14 protein-coding genes, 1 tRNA gene and 1 pseudogene are annotated in these 16,770 nt (G+C 39.6%); 10 read left to right on the top strand and 6 right to left on the bottom strand.

The genetic code is table 11. The features are described 5' to 3' along the window. Window positions 1-10: 10 nt before the first annotated feature. Both glnE and ACLBWE_RS13710 read right to left on the bottom strand, forming a co-directional pair. Entirely contained in the window at window positions 11-2,761 is a 2,751-nt protein-coding gene (glnE, locus tag ACLBWE_RS13715; protein WP_270903437.1) for a bifunctional [glutamate--ammonia ligase]-adenylyl-L-tyrosine phosphorylase/[glutamate--ammonia-ligase] adenylyltransferase, read from the bottom strand. Window positions 2,762-2,828: 67 nt separating this feature from the next. Beyond that, the gene (locus ACLBWE_RS13710; protein WP_447603530.1) at window positions 2,829-4,100 is read right to left on the bottom strand and encodes a sensor histidine kinase; all 1,272 of its coding nucleotides are present in this window, start codon (window positions 4,098-4,100) and stop codon (window positions 2,829-2,831) included. A 274-nt stretch (window positions 4,101-4,374) separates the two neighbouring features. Here ACLBWE_RS13710 and ACLBWE_RS13705 point away from each other — a divergent pair, with 274 nt between their 5' ends. Next, window positions 4,375-4,590, top strand: a complete 216-nt coding sequence (locus ACLBWE_RS13705; RefSeq protein ID WP_447603528.1) for a hypothetical protein — start codon at window positions 4,375-4,377, stop codon at window positions 4,588-4,590. Window positions 4,591-4,618: 28 nt separating this feature from the next. On the opposite strand, the gene ACLBWE_RS13700 is transcribed toward ACLBWE_RS13705, so the two are convergent. The 3 genes and pseudogenes from ACLBWE_RS13700 to ACLBWE_RS13690 all read right to left on the bottom strand — a co-directional run bounded on the left by ACLBWE_RS13700 (window position 4,619) and on the right by ACLBWE_RS13690 (window position 5,879). Continuing rightward, complete coding sequence (locus ACLBWE_RS13700) at window positions 4,619-5,590, bottom strand: hypothetical protein (protein ID WP_447603526.1); 972 nt, start codon at window positions 5,588-5,590, stop codon at window positions 4,619-4,621. A gap of 11 nt (window positions 5,591-5,601) precedes the next feature. After that, a pseudogene (locus ACLBWE_RS13695) lies at window positions 5,602-5,700 on the bottom strand (helix-turn-helix domain-containing protein); the annotation flags it as partial. A 92-nt stretch (window positions 5,701-5,792) separates the two neighbouring features. Then, window positions 5,793-5,879: transfer RNA gene (locus ACLBWE_RS13690), tRNA-Leu, on the bottom strand. 182 nt (window positions 5,880-6,061) lie between these two features. On the opposite strand from ACLBWE_RS13690, the gene queA reads away from it, so the two are divergent. From queA to secF, 7 genes are all read left to right on the top strand, one after another. Beyond that, complete coding sequence (queA, locus tag ACLBWE_RS13685; protein ID WP_447603524.1) at window positions 6,062-7,099, top strand: tRNA preQ1(34) S-adenosylmethionine ribosyltransferase-isomerase QueA; 1,038 nt, start codon at window positions 6,062-6,064, stop codon at window positions 7,097-7,099. Between the two features lie 235 nt (window positions 7,100-7,334). Beyond that, on the top strand, window positions 7,335-8,363 hold the full coding sequence (locus tag ACLBWE_RS13680; protein ID WP_447603522.1) for a hypothetical protein: 1,029 nt from the start codon (window positions 7,335-7,337) through the stop codon (window positions 8,361-8,363). 82 nt (window positions 8,364-8,445) lie between these two features. Continuing rightward, complete coding sequence (locus ACLBWE_RS13675; RefSeq protein ID WP_347019488.1) at window positions 8,446-9,015, top strand: LemA family protein; 570 nt, start codon at window positions 8,446-8,448, stop codon at window positions 9,013-9,015. A 153-nt stretch (window positions 9,016-9,168) separates the two neighbouring features. After that, window positions 9,169-10,302, top strand: a complete 1,134-nt coding sequence (gene tgt, locus ACLBWE_RS13670; RefSeq protein WP_004638765.1) for a tRNA guanosine(34) transglycosylase Tgt — start codon at window positions 9,169-9,171, stop codon at window positions 10,300-10,302. Between the two features lie 97 nt (window positions 10,303-10,399). Further along, window positions 10,400-10,729 carry a preprotein translocase subunit YajC gene (yajC, locus tag ACLBWE_RS13665; RefSeq protein WP_003655131.1) on the top strand — a complete coding sequence of 110 codons (330 nt, stop codon included), beginning with the start codon at window positions 10,400-10,402 and terminating at the stop codon, window positions 10,727-10,729. A gap of 51 nt (window positions 10,730-10,780) precedes the next feature. Then, window positions 10,781-12,682, top strand: coding sequence for a protein translocase subunit SecD (secD, locus tag ACLBWE_RS13660; protein WP_447603519.1), 1,902 nt, complete (start codon window positions 10,781-10,783; stop codon window positions 12,680-12,682). Window positions 12,683-12,690: 8 nt separating this feature from the next. Continuing rightward, window positions 12,691-13,656 (top strand): protein translocase subunit SecF, encoded by a 966-nt coding sequence (gene secF / locus ACLBWE_RS13655; protein ID WP_017392409.1) that lies wholly within the window; start codon window positions 12,691-12,693, stop codon window positions 13,654-13,656. A 65-nt stretch (window positions 13,657-13,721) separates the two neighbouring features. Here secF and coaBC read toward each other — a convergent pair whose 3' ends face one another. Further along, window positions 13,722-14,975 (bottom strand): bifunctional phosphopantothenoylcysteine decarboxylase/phosphopantothenate--cysteine ligase CoaBC, encoded by a 1,254-nt coding sequence (gene coaBC / locus ACLBWE_RS13650; RefSeq protein ID WP_003655128.1) that lies wholly within the window; start codon window positions 14,973-14,975, stop codon window positions 13,722-13,724. 99 nt (window positions 14,976-15,074) lie between these two features. Here coaBC and radC point away from each other — a divergent pair, with 99 nt between their 5' ends. Then, a complete protein-coding gene (gene radC / locus ACLBWE_RS13645; RefSeq protein WP_080595481.1) occupies window positions 15,075-15,794 on the top strand; it encodes a RadC family protein in 720 nt (239 codons plus the stop codon). A 61-nt stretch (window positions 15,795-15,855) separates the two neighbouring features. After that, window positions 15,856-16,767: a bestrophin family protein gene (locus ACLBWE_RS13640; protein WP_003655126.1), complete on the top strand. Its 912-nt coding sequence runs from the start codon at window positions 15,856-15,858 to the stop codon at window positions 16,765-16,767. Window positions 16,768-16,770 lie beyond the last annotated feature (3 nt).

Genomic DNA, 16,770 nt, shown 5'->3' with positions numbered 1-16,770 from the left:
TGTTATAAAATCATTCACTATCCAACTCAACCGAGGCGGTTGGGTCTATTAATCTTTGCCATAAATTGCAAACGACCGCACGGGTACTACGCCAGTCCGCTGCGCTTACTTGCATGGATTGATTTGCAAGGGCTAAACGGTGGCTTTCGGCACGTTCACTAAGATAGGCTCGAATTAATGCTGTGGCATCTTCACTGGATAAGCAGTCTGCTTTAGCAGCATCTTCTAATATTCTTACATTATCAGAATAATGGGCGAGATCGGGTTTCGTCCCGCTCCATGCAAGTACAGCATACTGTGCCATAAATTCGATATCGACGATACCACCTGCGTCCTGTTTTAAATGAAAAATACCATGTTTTTTTTGTTCAGAAGACGAACCTAGGTGGTCTTTCATTTTCTGACGCATTTTCAACACTTCTTCACGAACATAAGCCTCATCTCTAGATTGAGTCAATATCTCACGTCGAAATATTTCAAATTTCTGGCAAAGCACCTCATCACCAGCAATAGAGCGTGCTCGAACGAGTGCCTGATGCTCCCAAAGCCATGCACTTTTCAACTGATAGTGTTCGTAGGCCTTAAGACTTGTCACCAATAAACCCGCCTCACCTGAAGGTCTTAATCGCGTATCAATTTCATAGACACGGCCATCAAGGGTTTGAGTGGTCATGAGTGACATAAACTTTTGAGCGACACGCATAGCAAACTCAAAGCCACTAATTGACTTCGTTCCATCAGTATCTGCTTGCTCATCTAAATAGTGAATAAAGACAAGATCTAAATCGGAGCCATAACCCAGCTCAATTCCACCTACCTTGCCATAACCAATAACAGCAAAGGCTTTGTAATCGAGTGAGCAACGTTTCCCATCAACATCACATGGATAACCATGACGCTTTGCTACAGTCTGATAAGCTAAATGGAGGGTTGCGTTTACACTCACTTCAGCAATATCAGTTAACGCATCGGATACTTTCATTAGTGGGCTTTCAGCTAACACATCGCTTGCAGCAACAGTGAGTACATTGCTCTTTTTAAACAGGCGAAGTGCTCGCATTTGGTCTTCAACCTGATCAATCTCAATGCGAAGCAATTGTTGACGCAAAGAGTCTTCTAAGTCTTTGCGTTTTGGCAACTCAAAGTCCATCGATAAAAATTCATCAAGCAGTACTGGATATTGCGTTAGCTCTTCACAAATCCATGGACTTACGGTCGCCATTTTAACTAAGCGTTGTAATGCCCCTTTACTTTCAATCAACATGACTAAGTACACTGTCCGGCGCATGACCGATTCAATCAGCGGCATTAAACGTAAAAGTGCAGTTTGAGGTTGTTCGGACTGTAAGATCACTTCAATTAAATGAGGCCAGAATGTCTTTAGTCGCTGAACTGCATTTGAAGGTAGTTTTTTAAGTGCATGACCGTGCCAGAATTCATGAATCAGATTTTTCGCATTGTCATCCAACACTTCATCTAACTGCTGCTCTAACTGCCCAAAGTTTTCAGTCGCTGCATTTGAACTTGTATCTTCAATCAATTGCTTAAATTGAACTTTTACTTTCTGGCGTTTCTCATTGAGAACATCAATAAATTCATTCCAGCTCGCAAAACCCAAGGTATCTATAATTCGTTGTCTTAGGTCAATTTCTTCTGGCAATAGCTGGGTTTGTTGGTCATTGAGCGCTTGAATTGCATGTTCAACACGGCGTAAAAACAGATAGGCATCTTCTAATTCTAAAACGGCTTGTTTTTCTAACAAACCAGCTTCGCCAATGTGCTCAAGGCTGACTAAACATTGGCGGTCTTGTAACTCACGTTTAGACCCACCATAAATAAGCTGGAACACCTGAACAATAAATTCAATTTCGCGAATACCACCCGCGCCGAGTTTAATATCATCCTCGATATGGCGGCGTAGAACTTCACGCTCAATCATCGCTTTCATATCGCGCATAGCAGCAAAGGCGGTGTAATCGACATAACGACGGAAAACAAAAGGACGTGTCATTTCTAACAAGTCTTGCCCTTCTTTATCTCCAGTTACAACACGTGCCTTAATCCATGCATATCGCTCCCATTCACGACCATGCTGACTTAAATATTTTTCTAAAGCTGCATGACTAATCGCCAATGCCGAGCCATCACCCCAAGGACGCAAGCGCATGTCTACTCGAAATACAAAACCATCTGCGGTAATGTGCTCAAGCAGATAAATGAGTTTTTGTCCCCATAAAATACAGAACTGCTGCACATCAATGCATTTACGACCATTGGTTTCGCCTTGTTCATCAAAGGCAAAAATTAGATCAATATCGCTCGAGAGATTAAGCTCTTGTGCACCGAGCTTACCCATGGCAACTACAATCAAATCTTGAACTTTGCCAGAGTAACCCACAGGTTCACCGTGTTTCGCTACGAGTGCTACACGTGCAAAAGCCTTTGCCGCACAAATGCTGGCATCAGCAAAATCAGAAAGTTCACGAGTAAGTGTGACAACATCGGTAAGCTGATTGGCATCTTGCCAGATCCAGCGAAACATTAAACGACCACGCAAAATACGAAGTGCGCGCATCCAAGATGTTTCGTCACCAATTCCATCTAATGTGGTTTGTACAAATTGATAAATTTGATCAGTTGAGAGCGGTGCAGTAAATTGATCTATTTGGTAATCTTGTTCTAAAACAGCCTGATGCAGGCCTAAAACTTGTTCTGCATACTGACTAGCACGCAATGTTTTTTGTAACTGCTCCGCATTCATATAAAAAGCTCTTTTCCTCGTACTCTCTTTTTAGTTATAGCAGTTCGAGTAGTGGTAGGAAAAGGGATTAGACTAATTTTGCTTCCGATGATGATTGATATTCGATATGAGGATCATGACTGTCTTGAGCCGAAGGTAATAAAACTTTAAATGTGGTTCCAACACCCTCTTTGGAACTGACATTAATTTTCCCCTGATTAATCTCGACAAAACGTTTACATAAGCTCAAACCTAAACCCGCACCTTTTTCACCTGCGGTACCTTTGAAGCTGGCAGTAATACGTGGATGGAACAAATTCGCCATTTGTTGCCTGGTCATGCCTAGACCGGTGTCTCGAACTGTTATTTCAATATTTTCACCAGTTTGTTTGGCTTCAATAAAGACTTTGCCCGAACCATCAACATCTGTAAATTTCAGCGCATTTGACACCAAGTTTTGAATTACTGAGGTCATCATATTGATATCAGCATAGATTTTTAAATCTTCTGGTACAGCATTCACCAATTCAATATTTTTCTTTAAAGCTAAGGTATATAAAACATCAAAAACGATATTACTGACTTGTCTAAGGTTAAAGTTAATTGGGTGATAAACAAAACGCCCACCCTCAGCCATCGCCCATGTCAGTAAGCTTTCGAGCAAGTTATAGGTCGATTGCGAAGTGTCATATAGATAGTCTGCAATGTTTTGAATGCTCGATTCATCTAAAGTTTCACGCTCTTTGGCGAGTACTTCTGAAAAACCTAGCAGACCATGAAATGGCGCTCGAAGATCATGTGAAATGATTGAAAAGAATTTTGTTTTACTTGAGTTAATCGCGACTTGTTGCTCATAGAGTTCGTTTAACTCTTCATAGTTAAACTTTAACTCGACCTGTTGCATAAAAGTAGAACAGTAATCGAGCAATAACTGGATGTCTTCATCTTCAAATGTTGTTGCATCGTCATCAAAAAAAACGGCGAAACCCATAGATGTTTTATCAGGGTGTAGAAGATGCACGGCCAATGCCCTGCTGCACTCAATATTTAATTCTTTTAAATAGTTGGTTAAATTTTGATAGGAAGGATGTAAGTGATTAATCACCTGTTGTTTAGCAAAGCACTGTTTTAAATGTTTTGAAGGTTTAAACGAAATGGCGGTCATACCATCTGGGCAACGATGCCAAAAGTAAGGTTCTTGATTAAAAGTCAATAAGGCTTTTTTACACTTCAAAAGACGAAGACTAAACCGGAAAAATTGCTCGATATAGTTCTGCTCGGCATTTAATCCAAGCAAAAGCGATATTCTACAAGCACTTAACTGCTCAATCTGGTTTAGTTCTAAATGTTGGAATGTCATTGCCCGCCTCACAGATTTTGTCGTTTTTGGTCGGAACCGCTCTTAAAAGAAATGTACTTATAATCATTATGATCTACTACAAACTTTAACACAGTACATTAAAAGAGCAACTTTCTTTTCAAAATAGAAATGTGAAGTTTCAATTAAAGGTTTTTAGATACATAAAGCGAGCAGTTTTTAGGAAAATACAACAAATGTTTGAAGGTGGAGAGTTGTAAGATCTTAGAAATGCGAGTTCATAAAACAGCCTCATGATCAATAGAAAGAGAGAGAAATGCACTCAACACTAGACATTAATAGCCAAAAGAAGATGACGGCTGAAAAAATACTGGAAGAAATTGAATATCCACTTGAGAACCTTCAAAACTTACTTTTTGCCTTTTCAAAAATGAAAGTCGATGATGGTTTAAAAGAACAAGAATTTAGTGCCATCATCAACACACTACATCACCAAGTGGTCAATATTAACCGCGCGATACATGCTAAGTGATTTAAAAGAAACTCGGCTTAGGCTGGGTTTATTTCATTTCCTTTTCAAATTCAGATACCCAATTCGACTCTCTAAAACTTGATTTTTTATGAAATTTCAATGCAAATGGGACTAATTTTTCATCATAGAATTGGTTAAAAATCCCAGTTTTTGGCAAATCTTTATTAAAATTAAAGACTGTTGGTGAAATCCAAAATAAAATCATTTGTTCATGAAGAGTCATCGAATTACTTAATACTTGAAAATAAAAATTTTTATCTTTATCGTCTAGTTCTGATTTTAAAATTAAACCAATTAAACTAATATAAATTGTAAAATAAGAAAAAACTGTATCAGAACAATGACCGCGGCTTTTGTTTAAAAAATTTTCAAATTTTTCTCTTACTTGGCGTCTATCTACTTGTTCTATATCAATCCATTCATTTTGTATAAGTCTATTTAATTCACCAGAAAGTAAAATAAAAATTATGTCTCCTTTCCATACCTTTTCAGAATGGTAAATTGACAACTCTTGTAGTTTGTTAAATTTTAAGTTTAATAAACCATAAAATAGATTAGAAAATATTGAAGATCTAGATTCTTTAATCTGCGCTTCATTTGTTAATTTTGCTAAAGTTAATTGCTCATCCATTGAACTTTTTGCTTGTTGAAGCTGTAAATAAGTTGCCTCTTTCGCTTGTTTAAGTTGTTCATCATTCGCCTCCCTTGCTTGCTTAAGTTGTTCTGCCATAGCTTCACGTGCATCTTTATTAGCCTCTTTTTGTAAGTACGCAGAATACATAACAATAATTAATGTAGCTGAAGTAAAGAATGCCGTTAAGCCTCCAAAAATATCACCTATTGGGCCTAACGTAGCAAATGCCTCTGGAGTAAAGGGTGGCTTAACTAATAGTGTAAATACCCATTCCTTAAAAATCAGAGGAAACGTTATCCATAAAATTAAAATAAATAGGATCCCTAAACCCCATAAAAGTCTTTTTTGAAAGTCAGTTAAGTTCATATTGAAATATTTTATTTAAATTGATTTGCATAAGTCTCAGCTATAGAGGCCAACCCAGAACGTATTTCTTCACGTGTTTGACGATACAACTGAATTAGCTTTGCTTCATCATATATTATCAAAATTTCGTAAAAAATTACCCAACAAAAAACCCCTAAGCCGTTAGCTTAGGGGTTTTCGTAGAATCATAAGATTCTGAATATGGTCCCGAGGGTCGGACTCGAACCGACACGTCATCTCTGACAGCGGATTTTGAGTCCGCCGCGTCTACCAATTTCACCACCTCGGGAGAGGAAGTATGTTTGTGTTGCGTATATTAGCGCGTTTGTAAAACTTGTCAAACCCTAAGTGAATATTATCGTTCACTTTTAGATCACTTAAACATTTTTCATGATTTAAGCCAGAAGCACAGCCATAAAAAAGCGAAAAAGTTTATACTAGGCGCAATTTTTGCGGTGTTTTTTCTCAAATATGCAACTGTCTGACTTTTCCTTTGAATTACCTGATGAACTTATTGCCCGTTACCCTCTTGAATCACGTAGTGCTTCGCGGTTGTTGCACTTAGACTCAAAGGGTCAATATCACGATCACATGTTCACAGACATTATCGATCTGTTCGAAGAAGGTGATCTGCTAGTGCTCAATGACACCAAAGTCATGAAAGCTCGACTTAAAGGAAAACGTTCTACAGGTGGTGCTATTGAGATTTTGGTTGAGCGCATGCTGAACCACACCACAGCGTATTGTCATATTAAATCGAGTAACTCACCTAAAGCAGGTGCTGAGCTTTTTGTTGGTGCAGATAACATTCCTGTGATTGTCCGTGGCCGTCACGAAAATTTATTTGTGGTTGAGTTTTCACAGCCAATCTTGCCTGTCCTTGAGCAATATGGTCAATTACCTATTCCGCCTTACTTTAACCGTGAAGCAGAAGAAATTGACACCGAACGTTATCAAACGGTTTTTCATAATCCTGAAAAAATTGCCAGTGTTGCCGCACCCACTGCGAGCTTACATTTTGATGAAGCACTATTAGAAAAATTAGAACAAAAAAATGTTCAAAAAACTTTTGTGACTTTACACGTTGGTGCCGGCACATTTATGCCAGTTCGTACTGATGACATTACCAACCATATCATGCACAGTGAATGGTGTGATGTTCCTCAAGAAACCATTGATTTAATTTTGGCGACTAAAGCACGCGGAAATAAAGTGATTGCCATAGGCACAACTGCAACACGTGCTTTAGAAAGTGCAGCTCAAGCTCATCGCGGTAAAATCGCAGCTTGGACTGGCGACACACAAATTTTTATCTATCCGGGCTATGAGTTCTGCATCGTAGATCGTTTAATTACCAACTTCCATTTACCAGAATCTACCCTGCTCATGTTGGTGTCAGCTCTTTCAAATCGAGACAACATTTTAGCTGCCTATGAACATGCAGTTAAAAGCCGCTATCGTTTCTTTAGTTATGGCGATGCAATGCTGGTTGATAAATTAGAAGTTTAAAAAATTGAGGTTGGGTTAAACCACACTGGTGAATTAAAAGGTTTAACCCAGCCCAGATATTTACAATAAAAAATCATGAATTTAACCCTGTGTGTTGCAGAAATTTATAAATAAAACTCAAGCATCAAATTTTTGAAGACAATTTCTTAATTTAAAAGCATTTAGTATTTATCTCTTTCAATTTAAAAGATAATCTTAGATAGCACTTTTTTATGATAATCAATTCATTACCTCCATGCCAATCGATACTGTACAAGAAGCTCTTCATATAAGACGTAAAAAAAATACACAGGTTTTTCGCAATATTGCTCGACTTTGGGATGCTGGACAAAAATCTCATTCAGCCCAAGATCTTTTAGATGCTTTACATCCATGGCGTGAAGATCACAACCTTCGTTTTTTTAATGTGCTCCCCTATTTACTCGCTATTTGCAGCATCACAATATTAGGTTTTGGTTATTTTCTTCATCCGCATATTCAATATCTTTGGAGCTTTTTAGGTGCCTTTTTAACAGGGTTTCTGGCTTATTTACTCTATCAATCTCAAGAACCATTAACGCAAGTTATCCGTTACCTAGAACAGCGTATGGTGATTTTGCGTTACGGTTTACAGTTTCAGCAGTTACCCGCTTATCTTCCCATTCATGCTCAGCCAGTTTTAGTTCTGAGTAAATTAAAACAGTATTTCCCACTGTTTAACCGAGGGACTGAATCTAATGAAATTACCCAATATGCTTCTGTCACATGGAACGATGGCGTAACCGATCATCAAGTCTTGCTGTTTCAATATCATTACGTTAATGAAATACCGATTATTCAAGATCAAAGTAGCGATAAAAAAATTATAAAAGAAATTCATAAAGACCTATGGGGCGCTTTTATATTTGAAATGCCTGCCCTAGGTATTGCTGTCAGCAATCAGCGTTCTCGGTTTTTTACTCCCTACAGCAGTAAATGGCAAAGTAGTGATATTTTGATTAACCAAGAACTTAATATTTTTGGGGTTAATCAACATCAGTTAGCCAAAGAAGTCAGCCCGAGCTTAACTTTAAAATTACATGATTTTTTTCAACACTTTACAGGTGATTTAATTTATCATCACGAAGAACAAATTTTGTGTTATCTGGGTGAGCAAAACCTTTTTCACACCACCAGTAAGCAAAGTGAAATTCATGATGTTTCAGCATTGCGTGGACACTTACGTACCATGACCATGCCGCAATATGAAAAATTTCAGCAATTAATGTTGAACTTAATTAAATAAATCTCTCGTATTACTTAATTGTCGACTCATAAAAATGAGAAGTTAAAAAGTAAACTGAGGGAATAACAATAAGGAACTAACCATGACTGGTTTAATTATTTTCCTGGGGATTTTTGTTGTACTGATTGTCTGGGGCGTTCACATCCGTAATACCATCGTACGTTATTTTAATGCGACCAAACGTGCTTGGTCTGAGGTTGCCAATTTCGAACGTCAAAAAGTCAAAACTTTGGAAGCGCTTGAGACAACACTGAATCAATATACTCAGTTTGAAAAATCGACATTAGAAAAAGTCACCGAACTACGTCAGCAAATTCTTAATTTAAATGTAAATAACACTGATATTTCTCAGCTCCAACAAATCGAGAAAATGAGCAAAGAACTGATTCGAAGCTTAAATGTGGTTGTTGAAAACTACCCTGAGCTTAAAGCCGATTCACTTTATAGCAAAATGATGGATGATATTCAGGAACAAAACGAAAATGTAGGTGCTGCGATTAGTATCTTTAACCGTAATGTCGAGCTGTTTAACAACCAGATTGAAGTATTCCCTAACAATCTCATCAATACATTAACTTTATCCAAGAAAGCGATTCGTCCTTTTAAGGATAATCTTGTTAATGAAAATTTTGACTATAAACCTAATTTTTAATAGGAAAAAAACAGCCCCTAACCTGTCGGAAATTTTATCTATTTTATAGCCAGCTACATTTAGTAGTAGAACTACATCGCAGAATCAAGGAAAATAGCTCTCTTTTTAGCAGCGAACTGTTTCTTCGCCTCTGCTCGTGTTCAGGATTTTTAGATGAAGTTTGAAAAATTAGGTCAGTCGGGGCGCGCCCGTCGTGGTCGTTTAACTTTAGAGCATGGTGTTGTTGAAACACCTGTTTTTATGCCAGTGGGGACTTACGGCACAGTCAAAGGTATGTTACCGCGTGATATCGAAGACATTCAGGCACAAATTATTTTAGGAAATACCTTCCATTTATATTTGCGTCCGGGTCTTGAAGTGATTAAAGAACACGGCGGTCTACATAACTTTATTAAATGGGATAAGCCAATTTTGACTGACTCTGGCGGTTTCCAGGTTTTTAGTCTTGGCGCAATGCGCAAAATCAAAGAGGAAGGTGTTACTTTCCGCTCGCCGATTGATGGTTCAAAAGTATTTTTATCGCCTGAAATTTCTATGGAAATTCAGCAGGTCTTGAACTCTGACATCGTCATGATTTTTGATGAATGTACACCTTATCCTGCAACTCATGAAGAAGCGCAAAAATCATTGCAGCTTTCTTTACGCTGGGCAAAACGTTGTAAAACCCATCATCATGATGAGCTCAAAAATAAGAATGCATTATTTGGCATTATTCAAGGCGGTATGTATGAAGACTTACGTGATGAGTCTTTAAATGGTCTTCTTGAAATCGGATTTGACGGTTATGCGATTGGCGGTTTATCTGTAGGTGAACCTAAAGATGAGATGATCAAAGTTTTAGATTATCTACCAAGCAAAATGCCACAAGATAAACCGCGTTACTTGATGGGCGTTGGTAAACCGGAAGATATCGTTGAAGCGGTGCGCCGCGGTGTCGATATGTTCGACTGTGTAATGCCAACCCGTAATGCGCGAAACGGTCATTATTTTGTCACTGATGGTCTGGTACGTATTCGTAATAGTAAATATCGCCATGACCAGAGCCCGCTCGATCCACATTGCGATTGCTACACTTGTAAGAACTTTACCCGTGCTTATCTATTCCATCTTGAAAAATGTGGAGAGATGTTAGCGTCTATGCTCGGTACTATTCATAACTTACGTTATTACCAACGTTTAACTGAAGGTATGCGTGATGCATTAGAGAATGGCACATTTGATGAATTTGTTCAGGACTTTTATGCCCGTCGTGGTTTAGAAGTTCCACCATGTCCGGTTGATGAATAAGCCCGATTTGCGCTCAACCTCAAGACAAGGTAAATTGCAAAACGAATTAGGATTATGTCAGGTATCTGACTCATATTTTTAACTTTAGGAAATCAAAATGAGCTTTTTAATTTCTGCTGCACATGCAGCACCGGCAGCTGGCCCAACTACAGGTATTTTGCCAAACATCTTGATGATTGTCGTATTCGTTGCAATCTTTTATTTCTTAATTTGGCGCCCTCAAGCAAAACGTGCTAAAGAGCACCGTTCTTTAATCGAGAGCTTAGGTGTAGGTAGTGAAGTTGTGTTCGCTGGTGGTTTAATGGGCAAAGTGACCAAAATTGAAGGTGACTATGCAGTTGTTGAACTTAGCCGTGGTGTAGAAGTAAAAATTCAGCGTGCCAGCGTAATTTCAGTATTACCTGAAGGCACTCTAAATAACCTTTAATCATAAAACAGTCGTGCTTTAGCACGGCTTTTTCATTTAAGAAGAAAGCGAATGCGTTACCCTGCATGGAAATATTTACTGATTCTGGTTGTTCTGGTAATCAGTACATTATACGCACTGCCTAGTCTATATCCGGATGAGCCCGCCGTTCAAATTTCCGGTGCCAAAGCTGGCACCCAAATTGATCAAAGTGTGGTGCAAAAAGCAGAGCAAATTTTAAAAACAGCAAACATTGCAAGTCACGATAATACTTTTACAAATAATGCTGCCCTATTGCGTGTCAGCTCTTCTGAAGCGCAGTTGAAAGCAAAAGAAGTATTACGCCGTGACTTAGGTGATCAATATGTTGTCGCCCTAAACCTTGCACCAACCACACCAGAATGGTTGCAAAAGATTGGGGCAAAACCAATGAAACTTGGTTTGGACTTACGTGGTGGTGTCCACTTCTTGCTTGAAGTAGATATGGACAAAGCCGTTGCCCAACGTATGGAAACCTCTGCCACCGATTTACGTCGTCAGTTCCGTGAAAACAAGATCAAATTTAATAGTCTTGCATTAACCAATAATGTGATCACTGTTCAATTTGCTGACAATGCTGACCGTGATGCAGCAATGGATTTTTTACGTCGTAATGGGAATGAATATACCCAACAGGCATTAGCAAGCTCTACAGGTTCTACTTTAAAGCTTTCTTATACCGATGTACGTCGCCAAGAAATTCAGTCATATGCGGTGAATCAAAACTTAACAACATTACGTAATCGTATTAACGAACTTGGTGTTGCAGAAGCATTGGTACAAAGTCAGGGTAGCAACCGTATTGTCGTTGAATTACCGGGTGTTCAAGATACAGCTGAAGCGAAACGTGTTTTAGGCCGTACTGCAAACCTCGAATTCCGTTTGGTTTCTGACTCAAATGATCAATATATTGACCCATATACAGGTCAATATAATGGTCAACCTTTACCTCCGGGTACAGAAGTTTTTGCTTATGAGTCTTTAGATAGCGGTCGTCAACTTTTGTTGCAACGTAACCGTATCTTGACGGGTGAGCGTGTTCAAAATGCAAGTTCTGGCTTTAGCCAAGACTCTGGTGGTGCCGAAGTAAATATTACTCTCGACAGTGCTGGCGGTAAGCTTATGTCCGATGCAACTCGTAATGCTGTTGGTAAACGCATGGCGGTATTGTTCATCGAAAATAAGCAAAAAATTACTTATGTCACAGATCCTAAAACTGGTGCACAAACAGAAGTTCGTACTCCATACACTGAATCTGTAGTCATCAATGCTGCAACAGTTCAGGCCGTTTTAGGTTCAACTTTCCGTATTACCGGTTTAAGTTCTCCTCAAGAAGCATCAGAACTTGCATTAATGCTACGTGCAGGTGCTTTGGCTGCGCCAATGTATTTTGTTGAAGAACGTGTAGTTGGTCCAAGCCTTGGTCAAGAAAACATTGATAAGGGCGTATTATCAACTCAAATCGGCTTCTTGCTTGTTGCAATCTGGATGGTGGTTTTCTTCCGTCTATTCGGTTTAATCGCTAACTTTGCACTTGTTGTTAACTTGGCAATGATTTTAACGGTTATGTCATGGATTGGGGCTTCCCTCACCTTACCAGGTATTGCGGGTATCGTTATTACCATTGGTATGGCCGTCGATGCGAACGTATTGATATGTGAGCGTATTCGAGAAGAAATGCTCTGGGGTGCATCGCCCAAACAGGCCATTGTGGCCGGTTATGATCGAGCCTATAACACCATTTTTGACTCGAACTTAACGACGTTCCTCGTTGCATTCATTTTGTTTGCAATTGGTACAGGCCCGATCAAAGGTTTCGCCGTAACATTAATGATTGGTATCGTGTGTTCGATGTTTACTGCAATTACAGTGACTCGCGCAATTGTACAAATCATTTATGGTAAACGCCGTAATTTGAAAAAGTTGAGCATTTAAGGAGATCGATGATGACTAAAGTGACTCAACAAGATTCAAAACAATATGGACGTCCGGATGATGCAAAAATCATCCCGTTCATGAAGATTGCCAAACCTGCGGCAATCTTCTCGATCCTTATTACGTTAGCGAGTATTTTCTTTATTGTAACTAAAGGTCTTAACCTCGGTTTGGACTTTACAGGTGGTGTTTCAGCTGAGCTTAACTACGCTCAACCAGCAAATCAGTCTGAAGTTATTCAGGCACTCGACAAAGCTGGCTTTAAAGATGCTGTAGTACAAACACTTGGTAGTAATAAAGACTTACTTGTGCGCATGCCAGTACAAGAAGTTAAGGTTGAAGACCTTAATAACGCGATTACTAAGGCTGTACAGTTGCCAAACAATGCCGCAGAAGTTCATAAAGTGGACTCTGTAGGTGGTCAAGTTGGTAACGAGCTCTATGTTCGCTCTGCTGGTGCGGTTGCACTTGCACTTATCTTAATGTTGATTTACGTGACGATCCGTTTCGAGTTCAAACTCGCGATGGGTGCCGTGATGTCTTTATTCCACGACATCATCATTATTATTGGTGCTTTTGCATTATTCCAGTGGCCATTTGACCTTACGGTTTTAGCTGCGGTACTTGCTGTCATTGGCTTCTCGCTTAACGATAACATTGTAGTGTCAGACCGTATCCGTGAAAATTTCCGTAAAATTCGCGGAGCGACTCCTCGTGAAATCATCGATATTGCTTTAACCGAAACTTTACGTCGTACCATTCATACATCAATGACCTTATTGCTTGTCGTTCTAGCAATGATGTTCTTAGGTGGTGATGGTCTACACTGGTTCGCTGTTGCAATGTTTGTTGGTGTCTTTGTAGGTACTTACTCTTCAATTTATATCGGTACAGCTTTTGCCTTATGGCGTGGTCTTAACCGTCAGGACTTCATCGTTCAGGTTAAGCCTGAATTTGAAGATGAAATTCCTTAAGTTGTCTAAAGTAAGACATATAAAAAAAACCGCGATTAATTCGCGGTTTTTTTATTTAAAACATATTATTTACGGCGCAATGCATCCGAAATTGCTTCAACTAACTGTTGAGAAATTTCTTGTTTAGATGCTTTCTCTAACTCACGCTTTTTCATGTGATAGTTTTCAGCAAAGAAAACCGTCATGGCATTTTCATCAGAAGCAAAACCAATATCTGCACGTGACACATCGTTGCATGCAATCATATCTAGTTTTTTAGCGACCAGTTTTCCTGCCGCATATTCTTCAACATTTTGTGTTTCAGCAGCAAAGCCCACCATAAATGGACGTTTTTCCTGACCCGCAATGGTTGCCACAATATCTGGATTTTTCACAAGGGAAACATTCAACTCATCCCCTGCCTTCTTAATTTTATGCTCGGCAACTTCTGCTACGCGATAGTCCGCGACTGCGGCAGTTGCAATGAAGATATCACAGCCTGTTTCTAACGAGTTCATGCTGATATCTAACATTTGTCGTGCTGAGGCAACATTTACTCTTTTTACACCATTCGGTGTATCTAAACTTACAGGTCCAGCAATTAACGTCACTTGTGCACCAGCAGCGTAACAGGCAGCAGCTAAAGCAAAGCCCATTTTACCAGTACTGTGGTTCGAGATATAACGAACAGGGTCAATCGCTTCACGCGTTGGCCCAGCGGTAATCACAACTCGCTTTCCAGCCAACAACCCAAATTTTTCAGCGATTGCACGTTGAGCCTGATGGAAATAGCCAGCCACTTGCCTTGCAATTTCTTCTGGCTCTGGCATACGGCCTAAACCGACATCACCACACGCCTGCTCACCCGCATCTGGCATAATCACATGTACGCCATCTTCGACCAAGGTTTGTAAATTTCGTTGTGTTGCTTTGGCTGCCCACATTTGCTGGTTCATGGCAGGTGCAACCCACACAGGAGATTTTGTTGCCAAAAACACTGTACTGAGCAAGTCATCAGCTAAACCATGCGCAAATTTTGCCAAAGTATCGCAACTTGCAGGCGCAACCAGTAATAAATCAGCCCAACGCGCTAATTCAATATGCCCCATCCCAGCTTCAGCCGCAGGGTCTAAAAGTTCAGTATGAACGGGATTACCAGAAAGAGCCTGAAACGTTAGTGGGGTAATAAATGCCTGAGCACCATGTGTCATGACCACACGCACGTCAAAGCCATAATCTTTAAGGCGACGGACTAAAATGGCACTTTTATAGGCAGCAATTCCGCCAGTGACAGCTAAAACAATGTTTTTATGAGGAATAACACTTAGATCAAAGCTCACGAACAGGATACCTTACTGTTGCAGTGGCGCTCACAATAGCATTAAATACGCGCAGACCCAAGATTGATTGGGCAAACAAAATAAAATTTTAAGCGAATTATGCTGGGGAATATGAATACTTCTATTAAAAATTGGCCCGAACAAGAACGGCCAAGAGAACGGTTATTACAACAAGGTCCGCAAAGTCTATCAGATGCAGAGCTACTCGCAATTTTTCTTCGCTCAGGTTCACGACAACATTCAGCAGTCGAATTATCACGGTTACTCATTCAGCACTTTGGTAGCCTAAATGCAGTGTTTGATTCATCTTTAAGTGAGTTAACTCAATTTAATGGAATTGGAGCAACAAAATATTCACAATTACTAGCAGTCAAAGAACTCGGACGGCGTTATCTCGATCATCACTTTCAGAAAAATAATCTCAGCCTTCACACTTCTGATTTAGTCTTGGATTATTTGCGCTACGAATTAAAAGGCGAAAAACAAGAAGTCTTTGCAGTGCTCTGTCTTGATCCAGAATTAAGAAAACTTCATTTTAAAAAGTTATTTTTTGGGTCAGTTCAACATTGTGCGGTTTCAGTCAATCAAACCCTACGCTACGCCCTACAGCAACATGCTTGCCAACTGGTCATTGCACACAATCATCCATTTGGTTCAGCGCAGCCTTCTGCCGAAGATATTGCCTTAACTCAGCAACTGGAACATGCCTGTCAGCTTGTCGAAATACGCCTCTTGGATCATTTTATTATCTCACCAGAAGGAAGCTTTTCATTTGCTGAACAACAACTGCTCAACCCAGCAATAATATCAGTTCAATGATATTGACAAAGGGGCACTAAGCCTAGAAGATCAAAGCAAAAATAGTGACGTTAAAAATAAAATGATTGTTCGTGAGCAGCCTAGTATTTTCAAAGTATTATTCTCTTGGCGAGGGACAATTTTACCCAAAATTTTACCCTCTCTAGGGGTCGTTATGCTGATTTCGGCAATCATTGGGGGCGTAGAATATATCAATCTTTATCGCTTTCCAGAGATTCCTTTGGTTGGCTTTACCCTTATTGGCGTCGTACTTTCTATTTTCTTAGGATTTAAAAATACTGCATGTTATGACCGTTGGTGGGAAGCCCGAAAATTATGGGGTGTTTTAATTGCAACTTCACGCCATTTTGACCGTGACTGCCGAATTTTGACTCAAGCCCGCCGTGAACGTGTTATTCAGCATGTGATTGTTTTTGCTAACGTGTTACGAGATCGTTTACGTCGTCAGACCGCGAACCCAACTGAGCTAATACAAACCAGTGGTATGAGCCAGCAAGCACTCACCCAGCTCTATCAGCAAAATAATGCCCCTCAGTACACACTTAGCCTCATTCACTGGGAATTATTGCAAGCGCTTAAAGAAGGTGAAATCTCAGACATCATCTATGCCCAGATGAATAGAAATGTTGCAGATTTAAGTGTCGTGCAAACTGGCTGTGACCGAATCGCCAATACACCTATTCCATTTGCCTATTCAGTTTTGCTCAATCGCACTGTCTATTTTTTCTGTTTTATGTTGCCATTCAGTCTTGGTTCATTGCTTGGGTTAGCAACACCTTTACTGGTTGGAATTTTGGCATATACATTCTTAGGACTTGATGCACTCAGCTCGGAAATTGAAGAGCCTTTCGGTACTCAAAGTAATGATTTACCTTTAGATGCCATGGTACGTAGTATCGAAATTGAACTTTTAGGGACTTTGGGGAAACCTACCCCACCACCAATTCAAGCTCAAGATAATAACTTGTTATAATGG

This window comes from Acinetobacter sp. M5A5_2a (genome assembly GCF_053345265.1).
Note: the sequence above shows the minus strand (reverse complement) of the source record. Positions and strands in the feature narration are given on the sequence as shown.

Excerpts from the sequence above, each read along its gene's own strand:
- ACLBWE_RS13675 (WP_347019488.1), top strand. The coding sequence starts at position 8,446 with ATGACTGGTTTAATTATTTTCCTGGGGATTTTTGTTGTACTGATTGTC.
- ACLBWE_RS13710 (WP_447603530.1), bottom strand. The coding sequence starts at position 4,100 with ATGACATTCCAACATTTAGAACTAAACCAGATTGAGCAGTTAAGTGCT.
- ACLBWE_RS13705 (WP_447603528.1), top strand. The coding sequence starts at position 4,375 with ATGCACTCAACACTAGACATTAATAGCCAAAAGAAGATGACGGCTGAA.
- ACLBWE_RS13700 (WP_447603526.1), bottom strand. The coding sequence starts at position 5,590 with ATGAACTTAACTGACTTTCAAAAAAGACTTTTATGGGGTTTAGGGATC.
- secD (WP_447603519.1), top strand. The coding sequence starts at position 10,781 with ATGCGTTACCCTGCATGGAAATATTTACTGATTCTGGTTGTTCTGGTA.
- ACLBWE_RS13640 (WP_003655126.1), top strand. The coding sequence starts at position 15,856 with ATGATTGTTCGTGAGCAGCCTAGTATTTTCAAAGTATTATTCTCTTGG.
- glnE (WP_270903437.1), bottom strand. The coding sequence starts at position 2,761 with ATGAATGCGGAGCAGTTACAAAAAACATTGCGTGCTAGTCAGTATGCA.
- secF (WP_017392409.1), top strand. The coding sequence starts at position 12,691 with ATGATGACTAAAGTGACTCAACAAGATTCAAAACAATATGGACGTCCG.
- radC (WP_080595481.1), top strand. The coding sequence starts at position 15,075 with ATGCTGGGGAATATGAATACTTCTATTAAAAATTGGCCCGAACAAGAA.
- queA (WP_447603524.1), top strand. The coding sequence starts at position 6,062 with ATGCAACTGTCTGACTTTTCCTTTGAATTACCTGATGAACTTATTGCC.
- tgt (WP_004638765.1), top strand. The coding sequence starts at position 9,169 with ATGAAGTTTGAAAAATTAGGTCAGTCGGGGCGCGCCCGTCGTGGTCGT.
- ACLBWE_RS13680 (WP_447603522.1), top strand. The coding sequence starts at position 7,335 with ATGCCAATCGATACTGTACAAGAAGCTCTTCATATAAGACGTAAAAAA.
- yajC (WP_003655131.1), top strand. The coding sequence starts at position 10,400 with ATGAGCTTTTTAATTTCTGCTGCACATGCAGCACCGGCAGCTGGCCCA.